This is a genomic window from Leifsonia sp. McL0627 (genome assembly GCF_058244615.1).
The window spans coordinates 307688-328550 of sequence record NZ_JBZCGM010000006.1 but is presented as its reverse complement, the minus strand read 5'-3'; the positions used below and the strand labels follow the sequence as shown (position 1 = coordinate 328550).

Sequence of the window (20863 nt, the reverse complement as noted above, 5' to 3'; positions counted from 1 at the left end):
CGCAGCACAGGGCACAGCGCACAGCGCACAGCGGCAGCTCGCGGCCGCCACGGCGAAACTCAGCGCAGAACGGCCATCAGCTTGCCGGGCTCCCCCGCCACCTCGGGAACGATCAGCTCCAGTGCCGTCGAGCCGTCGCCCGCCGCCCGCAGTTCGTAACTCTCGGCAGCAGCCCAGGCGAGCAGCTCGCCCGTCGTCGCGAAATCGGCGCCCGCCTCGATCAGTGCACGGGTGAGCAGCCCCTTGGCCTGCTTGTTGAAGTGGTTGAGCGCACGAACGTGACCGCCAGCGTCCCTGGCGAGCACGCGCACATAGTGGGCATCCGGACGCGCAGGGAGCGGTCCGAGCGCGGCATACCCTTCCGAGCGCAGGTCGACGATGAGACCGGGATGCGCGTCGAACACCGCCCCCGCTGCGGGCGCCCACCTCTTCTTGAGGTTCGGCACGCCCTTCTCCAGCGACAGGCGCGAGTCGAAGGACAACCGGTAGGCCGGGATCAGATCCGTTGCCGCGACCGGGCCGAGCAGTGCCGACTGCACCACGACCGTGGAACCCGCGAAAGCCCACTGCTCGGCAGTCAGTGTGTGCGCATCCAGAGCGTCGTAGAGCACGCCGGTGTAGCGACTGAGCGCGGGCATCGTCGCGGAGGACCGGATCGCGCGGTTGCGATCGACCTCGCCCGCCTGCTTGGGGCCGAGCTTCAGAGCCGAGATGCTGTGCGCGCGGTTCTTGGAGAGCGCCGCGACGGCGGCGAGGACGTTTCTGCGAACCGGTTTCAGCGCGGCGAAGCGCAGCCGGTCGAGGTCGAGCGGGGCTTCCGCTCCCCCGTCACGCTTGGTTTCGGAGGGCGGAAGGAGGATGAGCAACCTAGGCCACCAGGAAGTCGAGCGCGATCTCGACGTTCTGGCCGAGGGGCGAGGCCGTGTCGATCGTGACACGGGGCAGAGTGGCGCACGCGCCCCTCCACTCGTCGTACTCGTCGACGCTCTGCTCCACGGCATACGCCGCCGTCAGTCCCTCACGCTTGGCCAGCCGGGACTGGTGGAGTTCGTCGTCGGAGCAGACGACCTCGATCACGCGCAGCTTCACGCCGGATCGCTCCGCGAGGTCGCGCCACTGCAGCCGTGCGGGCTCGACAGCGTTGACCGCGTCCACGATCACCGAGTGGCCGGACTGCAGCACCTGCTCCGCCATCGTCTCCGCCACCAGATAGGCCGCGAGGCCCGTCGGCTGGTCGGAGTCGATGCCGGCACGCAGGATGGACGCTTCGATGGGATCGACGGACACCGTGGTGGCGCCGAGACGCGCGCCGATGATCTCGGCGAGCGTCGACTTGCCCGAACCGGGCAGACCCGCCATCGCGATCAGGATGGGGACGCGGACGTCGCCGAACTGACGGTCGACGGTGACGGGTTGCTCGGCCATGTCAGACGAGCTCCGCCTGACGGGCCACCACCGTGACCGTGTTGTTCTCGACGGAGAGGAAGCCGTCGTCGGCCTGCGCCTTGATCGACTCCCCTCCGTTCAGGGTCACACGCACTTCGCCGGAGGCGAGGATGGCGAGCAGCGGTTCGTGGCCGGGGAGAATACCGATCTCACCCTCGACCGTCTTCGCGACGACCATGCTCGCCTCGCCCGACCACACTTCGTGGTCGGCGGCGACGACGCTGACATTGAGGACAGCCATTGTTAGCCGTTCTCCTTCTGGATCTGAGCCCACTTCTCTTCGACATCGGTGATCGGGCCGACGTTGAAGAACGCCTGCTCCGCCACGTGGTCGAACTCGCCCTTGGCGATGGCGTCGAACGACTCGATGGTGTCCTTCAGCGGAACCGTCGAACCTTCGACACCGGTGAACTTCTTCGCCATGTAGGTGTTCTGCGAGAGGAACTGCTGGATGCGGCGCGCACGCGACACCGTGATCTTGTCTTCCTCGGAGAGCTCGTCGACACCGAGGATGGCGATGATCTCCTGCAGTTCCTTGTTCTTCTGGAGGATCTGCTTGACCGTGGTGGCGACGCGGTAGTGGTCCTCGCCCAAGTAGCGGGGGTCGAGGATGCGCGACGTCGAGGTCAGCGGGTCGACGGCCGGGTACAGACCCTTCGACGCGATCTCACGCGACAGCTCCGTGGTGGCGTCGAGGTGGGCGAAGGTGGTCGCCGGCGCCGGGTCGGTGTAGTCGTCGGCGGGGACGTAGATCGCCTGCAGCGAGGTGATCGAGTGTCCACGGGTCGAGGTGATGCGCTCCTGGAGGACGCCCATCTCGTCGGCGAGGTTCGGCTGGTAACCCACGGCGGACGGCATGCGGCCGAGCAGCGTGGAGACCTCGGAACCGGCCTGCGTGAAGCGGAAGATGTTGTCGATGAAGAGCAGCACGTCCTGCTTCTGGACATCGCGGAAGTACTCCGCCATGGTCAGCGCGGAGAGCGCGACACGGAGACGCGTTCCCGGCGGCTCGTCCATCTGGCCGAAGACGAGGGCGGTCTTGTCGAAGACGCCCGCCTCCTCCATCTCGTGGATGAGGTCGTTGCCCTCACGGGTGCGCTCGCCGACACCGGCGAACACCGACACACCACCGTGGTCCTGCGCGACGCGCTGGATCATCTCCTGGATGAGGACGGTCTTGCCGACGCCCGCACCACCGAAGAGGCCGATCTTTCCACCCTGCACGTACGGGGTGAGGAGGTCGATGACCTTGATGCCGGTCTCGAAGAGCTGCGTCTTCGACTCGAGCTGGTCGAACGCCGGGGGCTGGCGGTGGATCGGCCAGCGCTCGGTGATCTCGATGGTCTCGCCGGGCTCTGCGTTGAGAACGTCGCCCGTGACGTTGAACACCTTGCCCTTGGTCACATCGCCGACGGGCACCGAGATGGGTGCGCCGGTGTCGCGGACCTCTCCGCCGCGGACCAGGCCGTCGGTCGGCTTGAGCGCGATGGCACGGACGAGGTCGTCGCCGAGGTGCTGTGCGACCTCGAGGGTGATCTCGGTCGACTCCTCGCCGATCGTGATCGTCGTCTTGAGCGCGTTGTAGATGCCAGGAATCGAGTCGTGGGGGAACTCGATGTCGACGACAGGACCGGTGACGCGGGCGATACGCCCGACGCCGGCCGGCTGCGCGGTCGAAGCCTGAGCTTCGGCGGTTGCGGTAGTCATGGTGTCTTCTCTTCTCGTTTGCTAAACGTGTGTCGTCCGAGTTACTTGGCGGAGCTCAGTGCGTCCGCACCGCCGACGATCTCGGAAATCTGCTGGGTGATCTCGGACTGGCGCGCGTTGTTCGCCAGACGGGTGTAGTCGGTGATGAGCTTGTCAGCGTTGTCGCTCGCGGACTTCATCGCCTTCTGGGTTGCAGCGTGCTTGGACGCTGCGGACTGCAGCATGGCGTTGAAGATGCGGCTCTCGATGTACACCGGGAGGAGTGAGTCGAGCACGGTGCCGACATCCGGCTCGAACTCGTAGAGCGGGAGGATCTGCTTGTCGCCGGGCTCCTCCACACCTTCCACGACCTCGAGCGGAAGCAGACGGACCACTTCCGGCTCCTGCGTCAGCATGCTCACGAAGCGGTTGTAGATGACGTGGATCTCGTCCACGCCGCCGTCGGCCGCGTCGCGCAGGAAGGATTCGAGGATCGCGTCCGCGATCTCCTTGGCCTGCTCGAACTCCGGGGCGTCGGTTCCGCCCGTCCACATCCGCTCGAACCCGCGGCGGCGGAAGCTGAAGTATCCGCTCGCCTTGCGTCCGACCAGGAAATAGACGACATCCTTGCCCTGGCTCCGAAGCAGCTCTGCGAGCTTCTCCGACTCCTTGAGCACGTTCGTGTTGAACGCGCCGGCGAGTCCGCGGTCTGACGAGAAGATGACGATCGCTGCGCGCTCGATCTTCTCCGGCTCCGTGGTCAGGACGTGCTCGACGTTCGAGTACGTCGCCACCGCCGACACCGCGCGCGTGATGGCGCGGGCGTACGGCGACGAAGCGGCGACTCGCGCCTGCGCCTTCTGGATGCGTGAGGCGGAGATCAGCTCCATGGCCCGAGTGATCTTCTTGGTCGTCTGGGCAGACTTGATCTTCTGCCGGTAGACCCGAAGTTGCGCTCCCATGTCTCTCCTAGGTAACTATCTGCTGTCGCCGGGCGATGCCGCGGCTCAGCGCTTCGCCTTGACGATGCGCTCCTGGTTGACATCCTCTTCGGCGATCGCTTCGAACTCTTCGCGCCCGACCGAAGCGAGGGGCTTGCCCTCACCGGTCTGGAACTCGAGCTTGAACTTGTCGACCTCTGCCTCGAGCGTCGCGACGGTCTCGTCGGAGAGCTGGTTGGTCTCGCGGAGCACGTTCAGGACGTCCGTGTTGCGACGGAGGTGGTCCAGAAGCTCTGCCTCGAAACGCAGGACGTCTTCGACAGCGACCTCGTCGAGCTTGCCGTTGGTGCCGGCCCAGATCGAGACGACCTGCTCCTCCACCGGGAACGGCGAGTACTGCGGCTGCTTGAGCAGCTCGGTGAGGCGTGCGCCACGGGCGAGCTGACGACGGCTGGCCTGGTCGAGGTCGGACGCGAACATCGCGAACGCCTCGAGCGAGCGGTACTGGGCGAGCTCGAGCTTGAGCGTGCCGGACACCTTCTTGATCGACTTCACCTGCGCGTCGCCACCGACTCGCGAGACCGAGATGCCCACGTCGACCGCCGGACGCTGGTTGGCGTTGAAGAGGTCGGACTGGAGGAAGATCTGGCCGTCGGTGATCGAGATCACGTTGGTCGGGATGTACGCCGAGACGTCGTTCGCCTTGGTCTCGATGATCGGGAGACCGGTCATCGAACCGGCGCCCAGCTCGTCGGAAAGCTTGGCGCAACGCTCGAGCAGACGGGAGTGCAGGTAGAACACGTCGCCCGGGTATGCCTCGCGTCCCGGCGGACGACGCAGGAGGAGTGACACGGCGCGGTAGGCCTCAGCCTGCTTCGACAGGTCGTCGAAGATGATGAGGACGTGCTTGCCGCCGTACATCCAGTGCTGGCCGATGGCCGAGCCGGTGTACGGAGCGAGGTACTTGAAGCCGGCCGGGTCGGACGCGGGAGCCGCGACGATGGTGGTGTACTCCATCGCGCCCGCATCCTCGAGCGCGCCCTTCACCGAGGCGATGGTCGAGCCCTTCTGGCCGATCGCGACGTAGATGCAGCGGACCTGCTTGTTGACGTCGCCAGACTCCCAGTTGGCCTTCTGGTTGATGATCGTGTCGATCGCGATAGCCGTCTTGCCGGTCTGGCGGTCGCCGATGATGAGCTGGCGCTGGCCGCGGCCGACGGGGATCATGGCGTCGATGGCCTTGATGCCGGTCTGCAGGGGCTCGTGCACGCTTTTGCGCTGCATGACGCCAGGCGCCTGCAGTTCGAGCGCACGACGACCCTCCGAGGCGATCTCGCCCAGGCCGTCGATCGGCTTGCCGAGCGGGTCGACGACGCGACCGAGGTAGCCGTCGCCGACGGGGACGGAGAGGACCTCGCCGGTGCGGGTCACCTCCATGCCTTCGACGATGCCCTCGAACTCGCCGAGGACGACGACGCCGATCTCGTTCTCGTCGAGGTTCTGGGCCAGGCCCAGGGTGCCGTCGCTGAAGCGGATGAGCTCGTTCGCCATCACGCCGGGGAGTCCCTCGACGTGCGCGATGCCGTCGGACGCGTCGATGACGTGTCCGACCTCAGTGGTCGCGGCCTTCGTGGGCTCGTACTTGTTGACGAAGTCCTTGAGCGCGTCCCGGATCTCGTCGGGGCTGATCGTTAGTTCTGCCATCGTTGTTCCCTATCTTGGGGCGGTCAGCCCGCCAGCTGAAGTCGTAAATCGGTGATGCGCGAGGCGATGCTGCCGTCGATCACGTCGTCGCCGATCTGCACACGCAGTCCACCGAGGACGGTGGGGTCGACGACCTGGTTGATCTTGAGTTTCTGTCCGTACTTCGCTGCGAGTCCCTGCTGCAGGCGCTCGGCCTGCGCTGCGGGGAGCGGCTTCGCGGTGAACACCGTCGCGACGGTCAACCCTGACTGGGCTGCGACGACGCGAGCCGCTTCGCGAAGACCTTCGCGGATGCTGCGGCCACGCGGCTGCAGCACCAGCTGGCGCACGATGGCGACCGTCTGGACGGAGGCCTTGCCGTCGAGCAGACGCTCGACGAGCGCGGCCTTCGACGCGGGGTCGGCGAGCTTGCTGCGGAGAGCGAGCTCGAGTTGCGCGTTGGAGGTCACGGCTCCCCCGAACGCGAACAGCTCCGCTGCGATGTCGACACCGTCCGGTGCCGACTGGGCGATCGACCGGACACCGAGCTCTTCGATCGCGGCCAGGACGTCGTCCTGACCGGACCAGCGCTCGGCGGCGATGACGCCGAGCAGCTCGACTGCTGGAGCCGAGAGCGAGCCGAAGACGCGCTGCACGAGCGCGGTCTTTCCCGCCGAGTCTGCCGATGGGTCACTGACGACCGCTCGGAGCTGGGCGGAGTCTGCGACGACTCGTCCTGCGGCGAACAGGTCTTCGGCCGTCGCCAGATCGGCCTTGGAGCCCTGATCGGCGAGAGCCGACACGGACCTGGCCAGTGCTTCTCTGGAGGCGCTTCCCATTACTTGCTCGACCCTGCCTTTTCGCTGGCGTCGAGGTCGGCCAGGAAACGGTCGACGATCGCCTGGGACTTCTTGTCGTCGTTGAGCGCTTCGCCGATGACACCGGATGCCAGGTCGATGGCGAGCGAGCCGACTTCGCTGCGGAGAGCGACGACGGCGGACTGGCGCTCTGCCTCGATCTGCGCCTGGGCGTTGGAGGTGACGCGGGCGGCCTCGACCGTTGCGTTGTCCTTCGCCTCTGCGACGATCTTCTGTCCGTCGGTGCGAGCCTGCTCGCGGATCTTCGCCGCTTCGGCACGCGCGTCGGCCAGCTGGGCGGTGTACTCCTCGAGGAGCGCCTCCGCCTTGTGCTGAGCCTCGTCGGCCTTCGCGATGTTGCCTTCGATCGCCTCTGCACGCTCGTCGAGCAGCTTCTTCATCCGCGGAAGCACGAGCTTCCAGAAGAAGTACAGGATGATGAAGAAGCAGATGAGCGAACCGACGATGTCGTACCACTCGGGGATGAGCGGATTGCGCTGCGCAGCCTCCGCGGCGGTGTGAACCAAACCGTAGAGCATCGTTCCTCCTTACTGAAGAGAGTTAAAGAGGATTACTGACCGGTGGTGAAGATGAAGTAGGTAGCGATACCGATGAACGCGAGCGCCTCGGTGAATGCGATACCGATGTACATCAGAACCTGGAGACGGCCGGCGAGCTCGGGCTGGCGAGCGACGCCCTCGATCGTCTTGCCGACGACGATGCCGACGCCGATGGCCGGGCCGATGGCCGCGAGACCGTATCCAACGGTGGCAATGTTGCCGGAGATAGCAGCGATGTCCACGTTATGTGTTTCCTTCCGTGATGGCGTTCCGTGCGAGTGCGCGGAACGTTATTAGTGCTCCTCGGCGACTGCGAGCTGAATGTAGACAGCCGTGAGCAGTGCGAAGACGTAGGCCTGGAGGACTGCAACCAGGATTTCGAACAGGGTGAATGCGAGACCGAAGGCCATGGTGCCCACTCCGAAGAGCGACCACCAGCTGCCGGCCGTGAAGAGGAAGAATGCCGTCGCGCTGAAGAACAGCACGAGCAGGAGGTGTCCGACGACCATGTTCATCAGGAGTCGGAGCGTCAGCGTGATCGGACGCAGGATGAAGGTCGAGATGAACTCGATCGGCGTGACGATGATGTACAGCGCCTTCGGCACCCCGGGCGGGAACAGCGAGTTCTTGAAGAAGTTGCCGGGGCTGGCCTTGACGCCGGCGTAGATGAACGCGACGTACGCGACGATCGCGAGCACCAGGGGGACGCCGATGACGGACGTTCCCGCGATGTTCAGACCGGGGATGATGCCGGTCAGGTTCATGAACAGAACCATGAAGAAGATCGCGGTCAGCAGCGGCAGGTAGCGGCGGCCGTCCTTCTTGCCGAGGAGGTCTTCCGCGATGTTGACGCGGACGAAGTCGAGGCCCATCTCGACGATCGACTGGAAGCGCCCTGGGACGATCTTCATGCGACGTGTGCCGAGTCCGAAGATCAGGACGATGGCCAGGACCGCAATGAAGCGGATGACCATGATCCGGTTGACCTCGAAGGAACCGATGGAAAAAATGGCGGGCGGGAAGAACTCATCGATCGACGGACCGTGGAAGCTACCATCATCGGAGCTCGCGGTCTGGACCAGCAGGTTCACAGCGTTAGCTAACAGCGCTATCTCCTGTTTCGGGGCGTCGAGCCAAAGCTCTCGCAGCGACGAACATTTGGACACCCGGGATCATGCGCCGATTGGAGCCTGAGGCGCTATGCGGGTGGGGAATCACCACAACTCTACAAGAGTTTTCGCAGGGTAACGAATCGGACACGGATCAGTGCTTCTCGCCGGGCAGCGACACGTCGCTGGCGTACGGAACCCGCGACCGGAAGACGACGATCATGTCCACGACGAGCGACCCGATCACCCCGGCGATGAGGCTGAGGAAGAGCACGACGGGGTTGATCCACGGCTGGTCCCTGAGCACGAACGCCAGCACCAGGAACAGCACGAACTTCAGCAGCCAGCCGCCGAGCACGATCCCGAAGAACAGGCCGACGAACAGGTCGGTGCCGACGAACTTGTTGGCGATCAGGATGCTCAGGGCGGTGATGCTGAGGAAGACGACGGCCATCAGGGTGCCGATGAGCGCGCTGGTGACGCCGATCCAGCCGGCGAAGACGCCGCCGAGGATCGCGCCGACGACGGCGATGACCAGCGCGAGGATGAGCCCGTACTTCAGCACGTCTTTGAGGATCGGCGTCGATGACGGCTGCGCGTGCTGCACGGGTGCGGCCGGAGCGGCCGGAGTCGGGGGTGTCGCTGGTGCGGCGGGAGTGGTCGGGTCGGCGGGCCGGCCGTCGGCGGGGGCGCCGCCTTCGTGGTCGGTCATCGGGTCTCCTTGCTGAGTGGGGTCTGGGGTCGGTTGGAGCGTGCGGGCGTCGGCGCCGTCGGCGCGGCTGCGCGCTCGCTCGCGACGTCGAGCTGGTCATAGCGAGCCGTGGCGTCCGCTTCGTCCGTGCCGGCCGGTGTGAGCTCCGCGGCGGCCTCTGTGGCCTTCCTGCGGCTGAGCGGGGCGAGGGTGAATGCGGCGCAGACCACCAGGCCGACGGCGATGAACACGATCGCCATCCAGTACGGGTCGAAGAAGAACAGCAGGCAGCCGATCGACAGCACGGCCGTCCAGCCGTAGAAGATCAGCACGGCGTGCAGGTGCGTGTGCCCCATGTCGAGGAGCCGGTGGTGCAGGTGCTTGCGGTCGGCGCTGAACGGCGACTTCCCCGCGCGGAGGCGCCGGATGACGGCGAGCCCGAAGTCGAGCAGCGGGACGATGAGAACGGCGAACGGCAGGATGATCGGGATGAACGCGGGGACCAGCGACGACTTCCCGAGCGTCTGCAGCGCCTCCGGGTTGATCGTTCCGGTGACCGAGATGGCCGAGGTCGCCATGAGCAGCCCGATCAGGAGGGCGCCCGCGTCTCCCATGAACATCTTCGCCGGGTGCCAGTTGAGCGGCAGGAACCCCGCGCACGCTCCGACCAGGATGGCCGCGATGACCCCGGCCAGGCTGAAGTAGTTCTGCGGGCTGATCTCGCGCTGCAGCAGGTAGGTGTAGACGAGGAACGACCCGTTGGCGATCAGCGCGACGCCGGCGACCAGTCCATCCAGACCGTCGATGAAGTTGATGGCATTCATCACGAGCACGATGGCGAACAGCGTGATGATGATGCTCATCACCGGCGAGCCGACCGTCAGCCCGCCGATCGGCAGGGAGTAGATCTGCACGCCGAGCCAGGCCACGAGGCCCGCCGCGACGAACTGCCCCGCGAGCTTGGTCATCCAGTCGAGGTCCCAGATGTCGTCCGCGACGCCGATCACGACGATCAGCAGGGAAGCGCCCAGGATGGCGAGGATCGGCCCAGAGTCCGAGAAGATCAGCGACAGCACGCCGAACTGGCTCGACAGCAGCCAGGCGACGCCGAACGCGACCAGGATGCCGAGGAACATCGCGATGCCGCCGAGCCGCGGGGTGGGCCTGGTGTGCACATCCCGTGCCCGGATCTTGGGGTACAGGCGGTATTTGAGACTCAGCTTGTAGACGACGAGCGACATCCCGAACGTGATGACGGCCGAGATGAGGGCGAGCGCGAGGAGGAGGGTCACGGCTCAGGCGTCCGATGGCGTCTCGGTGGGCTCCTCCACGTGGTCGTCGGCGAGCTGGTCGCCCACGACGGCACGGAGCTGCTCCGCCGAGATCACGCCGTGACGCAGGATGCGGAGCTTTCCCGTTCCCGCGGCGAGCGCTGTCGCGTCGACGATGGTGGACGAGCTGTCCCTGCCGTCGACGCGGTCGTAGCCGGCGCCCGCCTCTGCTCCGTCGAGGTACACGGAGACGGAGTCGGCGAGCATGGCCTCTGCTTCCGCGGCGGTGCGGGCAGCAGGGCGGCCGGTGAGGTTGGCGGACGAGACGGCGAGGGGGCCCGTCTCGGAGAGCAGTTCGAGGGCGATGGTGTCGCTCGGCATGCGCAGCGCGACGGTTCCGCGGGTCTCCCCCAAGTCCCAGACGAGCGACGGCTGGGCGGGGAGCACGACGGTGAGCCCGCCGGGCCAGAACTCCTGGACCAGGTCGGTCACCGCCTGCGGGACCTCTTCCGCGAGAGCGGCCAGCGTGGGGATGCCCGGGATGAGGACGGGTGGAGGCGACTGGCGGCCGCGACCCTTCGCATCCAGCAGTCGCTGGACGGCGGCAGGGTTGAAGGCGTCGGCGGCGACGCCGTACACCGTGTCCGTCGGGATGACGACGAGCTCGCCCCGCCCGATAGCGGCGCGGGCCAGCCTCATGCCGGTGAGGAGTTCTGAGTCGACCGAGCAGTCGTAGATGGGAGCCATGTCGCAACCATGATAGTTGAGCGATCAGTGCGTTCCCTGTCGGAAGGTCGATACTTGTGGTGATGGATGTCTACTTCTTCGACTGCGACAAGACCCTCTACGACTACGACTTCCACAAGCGCCTGCCGGCGCTGTCCCGGCTGAGCGGTGTGAGCCAGTATCAGCTGGCCTCGACCTGGTGGGCGGGCGGCCACGAGCGCGCCGCCGAGATCGGCGAGTATTCGACCAGCGCCGAATACCTGGATGCGTTCGCCGACGTGACGGGTGCGCGCCTCACCCTCGAACAGTGGCAGGAGGCCAGGAAGGCCGCCATGACGCCGATCCAGGGCTCGATCGACGCCCTGCACGAGGCGGCGGCCCTCGGCACGGTGTCCCTGCTGTCCAACAACCCCATCCCGTTCAGGGACTCGCTTCCGGTGCTGACGCCGGAGATCGTCGACGTCCTGCAGGGCAACGACCTGGTCTCGGCCGTCCTCGGCGCCCGCAAGCCGGAGCGGCGCATCTACACCCGCGCGCTCGGCCGCTTCGGTGTGGCCCCCGGCGACGCCATCCTGTTCGATGATGCTCTCGCCAACGTCGAGGGCGCCCGCGAGGCCGGGATGCACGCCTTCCACTTCACCAAGCTTCCCGACGGAAGCTTCGACGTCCCCGGTCTCCTCGACGCCATCCACACCTTCGCCGCCCGCCCCCGCTCCTGACCTGCGCCCCCTGATCATCGAGTCGGGACTTATGTACGCGACACGCCGGCGTGTCGCGTACATAAGTCCCGACTCGATGATCAGGGAGCGGGGGCAGGTCAGCGGCGGCCGGCCTTGCGGCGGAACTGGATGGCGGCCCAGAGGTACGAGGCTGCGATGATCGCCAGGCACCAGCCGAGCGCCCAGAGGGGGCGGGTGCCGGCGTCGGTGCCGAAGAGGAGCGCGCGGATGGTCTCGATGACCGGCGTGATCGGCTGGTTGTCAGCGATCCACTGCAGCCAGCTCGGCATGGTGTCGGTCGGGACGAACGCGCTCGACAGGTACGGCAGGAACAGCAGCGCGAAGCCGTAGCCGCTCGCGGCCGTCGGGTTCTTGGCCGCGAGGCCGATGGCGGCGAAGAGCCAGGTGATCGCCAGGATGAACAGGGCGACGACCCCGATCGCCCCGAGCCACTCCGCGACGTTCGCGGTCGGCCGGAACCCGACGGCCAGGGCGACGCCGATCACGACGCCCGTCGCCAGCAGGTTCCGCACGAGGCTCGCGACAACATGGCCGGTGATGACCCCGTTGGCGTGCAACGGCATGGTGCGGAACCGGTCGACGATGCCGTTGGTCATGTCGTCGGCGACGTCGACCGCGGTGCTCGACGATCCGAAGCCCGCGCAGAGCAGGATGATGCCTGGCACCACGTAGTTCACATAGTCGCCACCCTGGTCGATCGCGCCGCCGAACACGTAGGTGAACAGCAGCATCAGCATGATCGGCAACAGGATCGCCATGGTCAGGGCTTCGACGTTGCGCACGGTGTGGCGCAGGCTCCGTCCGATGAAGACGACCGTGCTCGTCAGCCGGGAGACGGAACGGTCGACGGCGGCGACCGGGGTGTGGTTCGGCGTGTGGTTCTGGCGGGTTTCCAGGGCGACAGTCATCGGGTGACCTCCAGTTCTTCAGCGGTGCGGGACGCGGTGGATGCGGTGGATGCAGTGGATGCGGTGGGTGCGGTTCCGGCAGTGGATGCGCCGCCGGAGGTGAGCGCGAGGAACACGTCGTCCATGCTCGGCTTGCGGATGCTGACACTCGCGCCGGGCACGGCCGCCGCATCCAGCTGGTCGATGGCGGAGCGGAGTCCATGAACACTGCCATCCGTCGGCAGTTCTCGGACGATCTCGTCGTCCGCGTTCCTGAGTTCGACGACCTCTCCCCCGACGCGCGCCTTGAGTTCGGCCGCCGTGCCCTCGGCGACGACGATGCCGTGGTCGATCACGGCGATGCGGTCGGCGAGCTGGTCGGCCTCGTCCAGATACTGCGTGGTGAGGAAGATCGTGATGCCCTGTGCGGCGAGGTCCAGGATCGTCGCCCAGAGGGCTTGCCTGCTGCGGGTGTCGAGGCCGGTGGTCGGCTCGTCGAGGAAGATGACCGGCGGCGTCGCCACCAGGCTGAGTGCGAGGTCGAGGCGGCGGCGCATCCCACCGGAGTACGCCTTGACCCGCTTGCGGGCCGCGTCGGCGAGGTCGAAGCGCTCGATCAGCTCCGCCGTGCGTCGGCGGGCGCCCGCCGGCGAGTATCCGGAGAGCCTCGCCATCATGCGGAGGTTCTCCTCCCCCGTCAGCACGTCGTCGACGGCCGCGGACTGGCCGGTGAGGCTGATCGAGCGCTTCACGCCTTCCCTGCCCGTGACCACATCGTGTCCGCAGACCGACGCTTCCCCCGCATCCGGAGCCACCAGGGTGGACAGGATGTTGATGAGCGTCGTCTTGCCTGCGCCGTTGGGTCCGAGCAGCGCGAACACGCTTCCCGCTGCGACGTCGAGGTCGATGCCGTCCAGCACCCGCTGGTCGCCGAACGACTTCCGGAGGCCGGCGATCCGGATCGCTTGAGCTGTCATGATCGGTTCCTTTCTGCGCCTCCTCGAACTGAGTACGACGCAAACTGTTTATGGTGCATACGGTTTTGTTTAAGGTATACACAGTTCTAGGATGGGTGTCAACAACCGAAAGGGCGCGACATGGCCGATGCCGTCGAAGAAGCACTCCCCCGAGCAGTGGCGCTCAGCTGGGGCGTCGCCGAGCGCCCGCAGCGCGGACCGAAACGCGAACTGAGCATCGAGCGCATCGTGGACGCCGCGATCCAGATCGCCGACGACGAAGGCCTCCCCGCCGTCTCAATGAGCAAGATCGCCACGACGCTCGGCTTCACCACGATGTCGCTCTACCGCTACGTCACCAGCAAAGACGACGTCCTGGCCCTGATGCAGGACACGGTCTGCGCTGTGCCGATCCCGTCCGAAGAGGAAGACACCGACTGGCGCAGCGGGCTGCGGCTCTGGGCGATGGCGAGCATCCAGGTGATCGAGGCGCACCCGTGGTTCCCGGACATCCCGATCTCCGGGATGCCGCTCATGCCCAACAACCTCGCGGTGCTCGACTGGGGGCTCCGGGTGATGAAAGACCTGCCGCTCACCGAGCCGGAGAAGATGTCGACCGCGCTGCTGCTGAGCTCGTATGCGCGCGCAGTGGGCGTCGTCGAACGGGATGTGACGCGGTCACGCGAGGTCTCAGGGCCGCCGAAATACGGCGAGGCGTTCACCGAGGCGCTGGCCGAGCTCGTCACGCCGGAGCGGTTCCCGTACCTCGCGCCGCTCGTGCGCTCCGGGGTCTACGCCGACGCAGAGGGCGAGGATGAGCAGGACGACTTCGCGTTCGGGCTGGAACGCATCCTGGACGGGATCGCGCACTATGTGGATGCTCGGCGCAGCGGCGAAGACGTCACCGCGTACGAGCCGCGGCCGGAGCCCGTGCCGAACGACAAGGCGATCCGGGAGGCGACGAAGGCGCGCAGAGAGGCGGAGTCGCGGGTGCGCGAGGCGCGGAAGCGGGAGCGCGAGGTGATCGCCAAGGTGCGCGAACGGCTGGCGAAGGAAGCGGCGAAAGAGGCGGCGAAGCGAGGCTGAAGCCGCTACCGGATCGCGGTGGTGGTGCGGTCGCGCGTCGTGAGGTCGCGGTGCGTCGCCGCCCCGCGCCATCCATCGGCCGTCAGCAGCGCGCGGATCTCTGCGCCCTGCAGCTCGCCGTGCTCCAACACGAGCGTTCCGCCAGGGTGCAGCAGCCGCTGGGCGACGTGCGAGATGGTGCGCACCACATCCAGGCCGTCCGCCCCGCCGTAGAGCGCGGCGGGCGGGTCGTAGAGCCGCACCTCCGGGTCGCGTGGGATCGCCTCGGCCGGAATGTACGGCGGGTTCGAGATGACCACGTCGACCGTGCCGTCCAGCTCAGGGAAGGCGTCGGCGAGGTCGACGAACACGACACTCGCGTTGGTCGCGCCGGACTCCTCCACGTTGCGCTTGGCCCAGCTGAACGCCTCCGGCGAGTTCTCGACAGCGTGGATGCGCGCGTGCGGCACCTCCGTCGCCATCGCCAGCGCGATGGCGCCGCTCCCCGTCCCGAGGTCGACGCCGATCGGCTCAGCGCTCGGAACGGCGCGCAGCGCGTCGATCGCGAACTGCACGACCTGCTCCGTCTCCGGACGGGGCACGAACACGCCGGGACCGACCGCCAGCTCCAGGGAGCGGAACGGTGCGGTGCCGGTGATGTGCTGCAGCGGCTCCCGGGCGGCGCGGCGGGCGGCGAGCTCCCGGAGACGGGAGACGTCCGCATCCTGGACCGTCGCATCCAGGTAGATGAGCGCCTGGACGCGTCCGCGGCCCTCGCCGATGACGTGGCCGACGAGCAGGTCGGCGTCCACCTCAGGGTCGGGGACGCCGGCGCGCGCGAGCAGCGCTGCGACCTCGTCGCGGACGGCGCGCACGGTGAGCGGCGAAGACGGCACGGATGACGACTCAGCGGACGAGGACGAGGATACTTCGGATGACATGGCCCGTCGAGCATACGGCACGTCGAGCAGCGTCACACAGGCCACTGTCACCGGTGCGGGGAATAGAGTTGTAACGCTTTCACACCGTCCACCAGCGTCAACGAGGAAGAGCCATGACACGTCACGTCTACGACAACATCACCGAGGCGGTCGGCAAGACCCCGCTCGTGAAGCTCAATCGCATCGCGGAGGGTGCGGGCGCCACCGTGCTGGCGAAGCTGGAGTTCTACAACCCGGCGGGCAGTGTCAAAGACCGCATCGGCGTCGCGATCATCGACGCCGCCGAGAAGGCGGGAGCCCTGCGCCCCGGTGGCACCATCGTGGAGGGCACCAGCGGCAACACCGGCATCGCGCTGGCGATGGTCGGAGCGGCCCGCGGCTACAAGGTCATCCTCACCATGCCGGAGACCATGAGCAAGGAGCGCCGCGTGCTGCTGCGCGCGTTCGGTGCCGAGATCGTCCTCACGCCCGGCCCCGACGGGATGCGCGGAGCGGTCGAGAAAGCCAAGGAGCTCGTCGCGAGCACCGATAACGCCATCTGGGCGCAGCAGTTCGCCAATGAGGCCAACCCGGCCATCCACCGGGCGACGACGGCCGAGGAGATCTGGGCGGACACCGATGGAGACGTCGACATCTTCGTCGCGGGCATCGGCACCGGCGGCACGATCACGGGCGTCGGCCAGGTGCTCAAGGAGCGGAAGCCGGACGTGACCGTGGTGGCGGTCGAGCCGATCGACTCCCCCATCCTGAACGGCGGCAAGCCCGGCCCGCACAAGATCCAGGGCATCGGCGCGAACTTCGTCCCGGAGGTCCTCGACACCACGGTGTACGACGAGGTCATCGACGCGTCGTTCGACGACGCGCTCGACATCGCCAAGAGGCTCGCCAGCGAGGAGGGCATCCTGGCCGGGATCTCCTCCGGTGCGAGCGTGTGGGCGGCCCTCGAGCTCGCCAAGCGGCCGGAGAACGCGGGCAAGACGATCGTCGTCATCGTCGCGGACACCGGTGAGCGCTACATCTCGACCCCGCTCTGGGCCGACCTGCTGGACTGATCTTGGCGTTCATCTCCCGCGTCCGCGAGGACATCGCCAACGCGCGCAAGCACGATCCGGCCGCGCGCAGCGGCTTCGAAGTCTTCACGGCGTACTCGGGCCTGCACGCGGTGTGGTCGTACCGCGTCGCGCACCGGCTGTGGCGCAACGGCTTGAAGATGCCGGCCAGGTTCCTGTCGCAGTTCACCCGATTCCTGACCGGCATCGAGATCCACCCCGGCGCGACCATCGGCCGTCGCTTCTTCATCGACCACGGGATGGGCGTGGTGATCGGAGAGACCACCTTCGTCGGCGACGACGTGATGCTGTACCACGGTGTCACGCTCGGCGGGAAGGGCAGCGGTCACGGCAAGCGGCACCCCACCATCGGCGACAGCGTGATCGTGGGGGCGGGTGCGAAGGTGCTCGGCGCGATCACGATCGGCGCGCACACCGTCATCGGCGCGAACGCCGTCGTCATCCACGACGCCCCCGAGGGCTCCGTACTCACCGGCGTTCCCGCCCGCGCGCGCCCGCGCACCGGCCACGAGCAGATCCCCGGCGACGACTTCCTCGACCCCGCCATCTACATCTGAGCTCCCGCTCCGGCCCTCAAGCAATCGAGTCCGGACTTATGCACGCGACACGCTGGCGTGTCGCGTGCATAAGTCCGGACTCGATTATTCAGTCGGTGCCGAGGTCGGCGAGGCGGGACTCCTCGTCGGCGTGGATGCACGACTCGATGACCGGTTCGAGGGCGCCGTTCATGACGGCGTCGAGGTTGTAGGCCTTGTAGCCGGTGCGGTGATCGGCGATCCGGTTCTCGGGGAAGTTGTACGTGCGGATGCGCTCCGAGCGGTCCATCGTGCGGATCTGGCTCTTGCGGACGGCAGCGGCCTCCGCATCCAGTTCCTCCTGCTGGCGGGCGAGCACGCGGGCGCGCAGCACGCGCATCCCGGCCTCGCGGTTCTGCAGCTGGCTCTTCTCGTTCTGCATGGCGACGACGATGCCGGTCGGGAGGTGCGTGATGCGCACGGCGGAGTCGGTCGTGTTCACCGACTGGCCGCCGGGGCCGCTCGACCGGTAGACGTCGATCTTGAGGTCGTTCTGGTTGATCTCGACCTCCTCCGGCTCGTCCACCTCGGGGAAGACGAGCACGCCGGCCGCCGACGTGTGGATGCGCCCCTGCGACTCGGTCGCCGGCACCCGCTGCACGCGGTGCACGCCACCCTCGTACTTGAGGTGTGCCCAGACGCCCTCCGCCGGGTCGCTCGACGAGCCCTTGATGGCGAGCTGCACGTCTTTGATGCCGCCGAGGTCGCTGGAGGTCTGCTCCAGGATCTCGGTCTTCCACTTCTTCGACTCCGCGTAGTGCAGGTACATCCGCAGCAGGTCGGCGGCGAACAGCGCTGACTCCGCGCCGCCCTCGCCCATCTTGATCTCCATGATCACGTCGCGGCTGTCGTTGGGGTCGCGCGGGATCAGCAGCCTGCGCAGCTTCTCCCCCGACTCCTCCAGGCTCGCCTCGAGGCCTGGGATCTCCTCGGCGAACGCCTCGTCCTCCGCAGCCAGCTCCCTGGCGGCGGCGAGGTCGTCCTCGAGCTGCTTCCACTGGTTATACGAGGCGACGATGCGGCTGAGCTCCGCGTAGCGACGGTTCACCTTCTTGGAGCGCACGGGGTCACCGTGCAGCTCCGGGTCGGCGAGCTGCTCCTGCAGGTCGTCGTGCTCGGCGATCAGGCTGTTCACCGATTCGAACATGGCGTCTTCTTTCTGAGTGGGGAGGAGCGTGTCCGGGAACGGAAAAGTGCCCGTCGGCGTCGCCAGGTGGCGACGCCGGCGGGCACTTCTCAGCTAGCGGTGGTCGTTCTCGTGGCCGTGCGAGTGCGCGGTGCCGTGGCCGTTGGCCGGGGCAGCCGGCATCGACTTCTGCACCTGCATCAGGAACTCGACGTTGCTCGAGGTCTCCTTGAGGCGGCCGAGCACGATCTCGAGCGCCTGCTGCTGGTCGAGGCCGGCGAGGGCGCGACGCAGCTTCCAGGTGATCTTGACCTCGTCGGCGCCCATCAGCATCTCTTCGCGGCGGGTGCCGGAGGCGTTGACATCCACGGCCGGGAAGATGCGCTTGTCTGCCAGCTGGCGCGACAGGCGGAGCTCCATGTTGCCGGTGCCCTTGAACTCCTCGAAGATGACCTCGTCCATCTTGGACCCGGTCTCCACCAGAGCAGAGGCGAGGATCGTGAGCGATCCGCCGTGCTCGATGTTGCGCGCAGCGCCGAAGAACCGCTTCGGCGGGTACAGCGCCGAGGCGTCGACACCGCCGGACAGAATACGACCGGATGCCGGAGCAGCCAGGTTGTACGCACGCCCCAGACGGGTGATCGAGTCGAGCAGCACGACGACGTCGTGACCCAGCTCCACCAGGCGCTTGGCACGCTCGATGGCGAGCTCGGCGACCGTGGTGTGGTCCTCAGCCGGACGGTCGAAGGTCGAGGCGATGACCTCGCCCTTCACCGTGCGCTGCATGTCGGTGACCTCTTCAGGACGCTCGTCGACCAGGACGACCATGAGGTGTACCTCAGGGTTGTTCGTGGTGATGGCGTTGGCGATCTGCTGCATGACGATCGTCTTGCCGGCCTTCGGCGGCGCGACGATCAGGCCGCGCTGACCCTTGCCGATCGGGGCGACGAGGTCGATGATGCGCTGCGTCAGCTTGCCGGGCTCCGTCTCGAGGCGCAGGCGCTCCTGCGGGTAGAGCGGGGTCAGCTTGCCGAACTCGACGCGGCCGGCGGCCTCTTCGATGCTCTGGCCGTTGATCGAGTCGACCTTGACGATCGCGTTGTACTTCTGGCGGGTGTTGTTCTCGCCCTCGCGCGGCTGGCGGATGGCGCCGACCACGGCGTCGCCCTTGCGCAGGTTGTACTTCTTGACCTGGCCGAGGGAGACGTAGACGTCGCTCGAACCAGGCAGGTAGCCGGAGGTGCGCACGAACGCGTAGTTGTCGAGCACATCCAGGATGCCCGCGACCGGGATGAGGACGTCGTCCTCGCTGATCTCCGGCTCCAGCTCGTCGGTGCCGACGCCTCCGCGACGCTTGCGGTCGCGGTAACGGCTGCGGCCTGCGCGGTCGCCGTCCTGAAGGTCCTGGTCGTTGCGGCTCTGCTGTCCGTTACGGCCGTCCTGGCTGTTGCGGCCGTCCTGGCTGTTGCGGTTCTGCTGGGCGTTGCGGTTCTGCTGGCCGTTCTGGCCCTGCGCGCCCTGCTTCTCGTCGCGGTCGGCCTGCTGACCCTGGGCCTGCTGACCCTGGCCCTGCTGACCCTGGCCCTGCTGGGCGTCGCCCTGACCCTGCGCGTTCTTGTTGCGGTTCCTGTTGCGGTTGCGGCCCTGACGGGGCTGCTGCTCGCCGTCGCCCTGCGCGTCGCCCTGAGCGACGCCCTGAGTGTCTGCGGCATCCTGGGATGCGGCGGGCTCGGACTTCTCGCCCTGCTCCTGCTGAGCGTTCTGCTCTGCGCCCTGGTTGCGACCGCGGCGGCGGTTGTTGCGCCCCTGGCCCTGGGCCTGCTCGGCCGGCTTATCGGCGTCTGCGGTGGCCTGCTGGGCGGCGGACTCGCGGTTGGCGAGCGCGGAGTCGAGCAGCGCATCCACATCGGGGATGAGGGACTCGACGCCGGTGGCGCCGGTGTTCACGTGCGTTCCCGCTGCGATCCCGGTGCCGTCGGCGCTCGATGCGCGGCGCGAACCGCGGCGGCGCGGCGCCTGCTCCGCCGGAGCGGTCGCGGGAAGCACAGCTTCACCGACGTGCGGCTCCGAAGAGGCCGGCTCGGCGATGAGCGGCTCGATGAGCACCTGGGATGCTGCACGGGCGTTCTCCGCTGCCGGTTCGGCAGCAGGAGCGGCGTCGGTCGCGGAACCCGCGGCCTCCGCACGCGCCGCGGCGATGGCCGCCACGAGCTCGCCCTTGCGAAGCTTGGTTGCTCCCTGAAGTCCCAACTGGGAGGCGAGAGCCTGAAGCTCTGCCACCTTGAGGGAGGTCAGGTCGCTGGTGTCCACGCCCCCGGCGTGGAGTTCGACATCAGTCACTGAAGAGGATTCCTTTCCCCCGACGTGCGATTCTCGCCGTCGTCTGGAGCACTCGTCACATGAACTACCTTTTCTGCGGTGTCACCGAAAGGTACTCGGGTGCACAGGTAGGAGTGACGGCATGATTGCTAGAAATCACCCGAAGATCAGATTCGCTCATTGGTGAGGTCTCTGCGGGTGCAGGCACAGTTTA

The 20863-nt window shown here is 67.2% G+C and carries 22 protein-coding genes; 4 read left to right on the top strand and 18 right to left on the bottom strand.

Features of this window, described 5'->3' with window-relative positions:
- Positions 1-59: 59 nt before the first annotated feature.
- The 13 genes from AC37TH_RS17575 to AC37TH_RS17515 form a co-directional block, all read right to left on the bottom strand.
- A complete protein-coding gene (locus AC37TH_RS17575; RefSeq protein WP_490765638.1) occupies positions 60-866 on the bottom strand; it encodes a YaaA family protein in 807 nt (268 codons plus the stop codon).
- 1 nt (position 867) lies between these two features.
- A complete protein-coding gene (locus tag AC37TH_RS17570) occupies positions 868-1425 on the bottom strand; it encodes a P-loop nucleotide/nucleoside kinase family protein (protein ID WP_490765637.1) in 558 nt (185 codons plus the stop codon).
- A 1-nt stretch (position 1426) separates the two neighbouring features.
- Positions 1427-1687 carry a F0F1 ATP synthase subunit epsilon gene (locus AC37TH_RS17565; RefSeq protein WP_055892062.1) on the bottom strand — a complete coding sequence of 87 codons (261 nt, stop codon included), beginning with the start codon at positions 1685-1687 and terminating at the stop codon, positions 1427-1429.
- Between the two features lie 2 nt (positions 1688-1689).
- Positions 1690-3153, bottom strand: coding sequence for a F0F1 ATP synthase subunit beta (gene atpD / locus AC37TH_RS17560; RefSeq protein ID WP_490765636.1), 1464 nt, complete (start codon positions 3151-3153; stop codon positions 1690-1692).
- A 41-nt stretch (positions 3154-3194) separates the two neighbouring features.
- Positions 3195-4094, bottom strand: coding sequence for a F0F1 ATP synthase subunit gamma (locus AC37TH_RS17555; protein WP_490765635.1), 900 nt, complete (start codon positions 4092-4094; stop codon positions 3195-3197).
- Between the two features lie 45 nt (positions 4095-4139).
- Positions 4140-5777: a F0F1 ATP synthase subunit alpha gene (gene atpA / locus AC37TH_RS17550; protein WP_490765634.1), complete on the bottom strand. Its 1638-nt coding sequence runs from the start codon at positions 5775-5777 to the stop codon at positions 4140-4142.
- Positions 5778-5800: 23 nt separating this feature from the next.
- On the bottom strand, positions 5801-6595 hold the full coding sequence (locus AC37TH_RS17545) for a F0F1 ATP synthase subunit delta (RefSeq protein WP_490765633.1): 795 nt from the start codon (positions 6593-6595) through the stop codon (positions 5801-5803).
- Positions 6595-7152 (bottom strand): F0F1 ATP synthase subunit B, encoded by a 558-nt coding sequence (locus AC37TH_RS17540; RefSeq protein WP_490765632.1) that lies wholly within the window; start codon positions 7150-7152, stop codon positions 6595-6597. The genes AC37TH_RS17545 and AC37TH_RS17540 overlap by 1 nt, the downstream gene beginning before the upstream one ends.
- 32 nt (positions 7153-7184) lie before the next feature.
- Positions 7185-7415: an ATP synthase F0 subunit C gene (atpE, locus tag AC37TH_RS17535; protein WP_085369378.1), complete on the bottom strand. Its 231-nt coding sequence runs from the start codon at positions 7413-7415 to the stop codon at positions 7185-7187.
- A gap of 51 nt (positions 7416-7466) precedes the next feature.
- Positions 7467-8264: a F0F1 ATP synthase subunit A gene (gene atpB / locus AC37TH_RS17530; RefSeq protein WP_490765631.1), complete on the bottom strand. Its 798-nt coding sequence runs from the start codon at positions 8262-8264 to the stop codon at positions 7467-7469.
- A gap of 172 nt (positions 8265-8436) precedes the next feature.
- Entirely contained in the window at positions 8437-8994 is a 558-nt protein-coding gene (locus AC37TH_RS17525) for a Cg1360 family ATP-synthase-associated protein (protein WP_490765630.1), read from the bottom strand.
- The gene (locus tag AC37TH_RS17520) at positions 8991-10265 is read right to left on the bottom strand and encodes an MraY family glycosyltransferase (protein ID WP_490765629.1); all 1275 of its coding nucleotides are present in this window, start codon (positions 10263-10265) and stop codon (positions 8991-8993) included. Before AC37TH_RS17520 ends, AC37TH_RS17525 begins: the two co-directional genes overlap by 4 nt.
- Positions 10266-10268: 3 nt before the next feature.
- Positions 10269-10991 carry an L-threonylcarbamoyladenylate synthase gene (locus AC37TH_RS17515; protein ID WP_490765628.1) on the bottom strand — a complete coding sequence of 241 codons (723 nt, stop codon included), beginning with the start codon at positions 10989-10991 and terminating at the stop codon, positions 10269-10271.
- Between the two features lie 62 nt (positions 10992-11053).
- Between AC37TH_RS17515 and AC37TH_RS17510 the strand changes: the two genes are divergently transcribed.
- Entirely contained in the window at positions 11054-11689 is a 636-nt protein-coding gene (locus tag AC37TH_RS17510; protein WP_490765627.1) for an HAD family hydrolase, read from the top strand.
- Between the two features lie 98 nt (positions 11690-11787).
- Here AC37TH_RS17510 and AC37TH_RS17505 read toward each other — a convergent pair whose 3' ends face one another.
- Positions 11788-12618: an ABC transporter permease gene (locus AC37TH_RS17505; protein ID WP_490765626.1), complete on the bottom strand. Its 831-nt coding sequence runs from the start codon at positions 12616-12618 to the stop codon at positions 11788-11790.
- Positions 12615-13574: an ATP-binding cassette domain-containing protein gene (locus tag AC37TH_RS17500; RefSeq protein WP_490765625.1), complete on the bottom strand. Its 960-nt coding sequence runs from the start codon at positions 13572-13574 to the stop codon at positions 12615-12617. Before AC37TH_RS17500 ends, AC37TH_RS17505 begins: the two co-directional genes overlap by 4 nt.
- Before the next feature lie 120 nt (positions 13575-13694).
- On the opposite strand from AC37TH_RS17500, the gene AC37TH_RS17495 reads away from it, so the two are divergent.
- Positions 13695-14639: a TetR/AcrR family transcriptional regulator gene (locus tag AC37TH_RS17495; protein WP_490765624.1), complete on the top strand. Its 945-nt coding sequence runs from the start codon at positions 13695-13697 to the stop codon at positions 14637-14639.
- Positions 14640-14644: 5 nt separating this feature from the next.
- Here AC37TH_RS17495 and prmC read toward each other — a convergent pair whose 3' ends face one another.
- A complete protein-coding gene (prmC, locus tag AC37TH_RS17490; RefSeq protein WP_490765623.1) occupies positions 14645-15559 on the bottom strand; it encodes a peptide chain release factor N(5)-glutamine methyltransferase in 915 nt (304 codons plus the stop codon).
- 113 nt (positions 15560-15672) lie between these two features.
- Between prmC and cysK the strand changes: the two genes are divergently transcribed.
- Together cysK and epsC are read left to right on the top strand one after the other, a co-directional pair.
- Positions 15673-16611, top strand: a complete 939-nt coding sequence (gene cysK / locus AC37TH_RS17485) for a cysteine synthase A (RefSeq protein ID WP_490765622.1) — start codon at positions 15673-15675, stop codon at positions 16609-16611.
- Between the two features lie 2 nt (positions 16612-16613).
- Complete coding sequence (gene epsC / locus AC37TH_RS17480; protein ID WP_490765621.1) at positions 16614-17186, top strand: serine O-acetyltransferase EpsC; 573 nt, start codon at positions 16614-16616, stop codon at positions 17184-17186.
- Between the two features lie 88 nt (positions 17187-17274).
- Here the strand turns inward: epsC and prfA are convergent, their stop codons facing one another.
- Positions 17275-18351, bottom strand: coding sequence for a peptide chain release factor 1 (gene prfA / locus AC37TH_RS17475; RefSeq protein ID WP_490765620.1), 1077 nt, complete (start codon positions 18349-18351; stop codon positions 17275-17277).
- A gap of 93 nt (positions 18352-18444) precedes the next feature.
- On the bottom strand, positions 18445-20670 hold the full coding sequence (gene rho, locus AC37TH_RS17470; protein ID WP_490765619.1) for a transcription termination factor Rho: 2226 nt from the start codon (positions 20668-20670) through the stop codon (positions 18445-18447).
- Between the last annotated feature and the right edge of the window lie 193 nt (positions 20671-20863).

Coding starts and splice junctions, on each gene's coding strand:
- AC37TH_RS17510 (WP_490765627.1), top strand. CDS start 11,054: ATGGATGTCTACTTCTTCGACTGCGACAAGACCCTCTACGACTACGAC.
- atpA (WP_490765634.1), bottom strand. CDS start 5,777: ATGGCAGAACTAACGATCAGCCCCGACGAGATCCGGGACGCGCTCAAG.
- prfA (WP_490765620.1), bottom strand. CDS start 18,351: ATGTTCGAATCGGTGAACAGCCTGATCGCCGAGCACGACGACCTGCAG.
- AC37TH_RS17525 (WP_490765630.1), bottom strand. CDS start 8,994: ATGACCGACCACGAAGGCGGCGCCCCCGCCGACGGCCGGCCCGCCGAC.
- AC37TH_RS17555 (WP_490765635.1), bottom strand. CDS start 4,094: ATGGGAGCGCAACTTCGGGTCTACCGGCAGAAGATCAAGTCTGCCCAG.
- prmC (WP_490765623.1), bottom strand. CDS start 15,559: ATGTCATCCGAAGTATCCTCGTCCTCGTCCGCTGAGTCGTCATCCGTG.
- AC37TH_RS17570 (WP_490765637.1), bottom strand. CDS start 1,425: ATGGCCGAGCAACCCGTCACCGTCGACCGTCAGTTCGGCGACGTCCGC.
- AC37TH_RS17565 (WP_055892062.1), bottom strand. CDS start 1,687: ATGGCTGTCCTCAATGTCAGCGTCGTCGCCGCCGACCACGAAGTGTGG.
- AC37TH_RS17505 (WP_490765626.1), bottom strand. CDS start 12,618: ATGACTGTCGCCCTGGAAACCCGCCAGAACCACACGCCGAACCACACC.
- atpD (WP_490765636.1), bottom strand. CDS start 3,153: ATGACTACCGCAACCGCCGAAGCTCAGGCTTCGACCGCGCAGCCGGCC.
- cysK (WP_490765622.1), top strand. CDS start 15,673: ATGACACGTCACGTCTACGACAACATCACCGAGGCGGTCGGCAAGACC.
- AC37TH_RS17540 (WP_490765632.1), bottom strand. CDS start 7,152: ATGCTCTACGGTTTGGTTCACACCGCCGCGGAGGCTGCGCAGCGCAAT.
- AC37TH_RS17495 (WP_490765624.1), top strand. CDS start 13,695: ATGGCCGATGCCGTCGAAGAAGCACTCCCCCGAGCAGTGGCGCTCAGC.
- AC37TH_RS17500 (WP_490765625.1), bottom strand. CDS start 13,574: ATGACAGCTCAAGCGATCCGGATCGCCGGCCTCCGGAAGTCGTTCGGC.
- AC37TH_RS17515 (WP_490765628.1), bottom strand. CDS start 10,991: ATGGCTCCCATCTACGACTGCTCGGTCGACTCAGAACTCCTCACCGGC.
- AC37TH_RS17545 (WP_490765633.1), bottom strand. CDS start 6,595: ATGGGAAGCGCCTCCAGAGAAGCACTGGCCAGGTCCGTGTCGGCTCTC.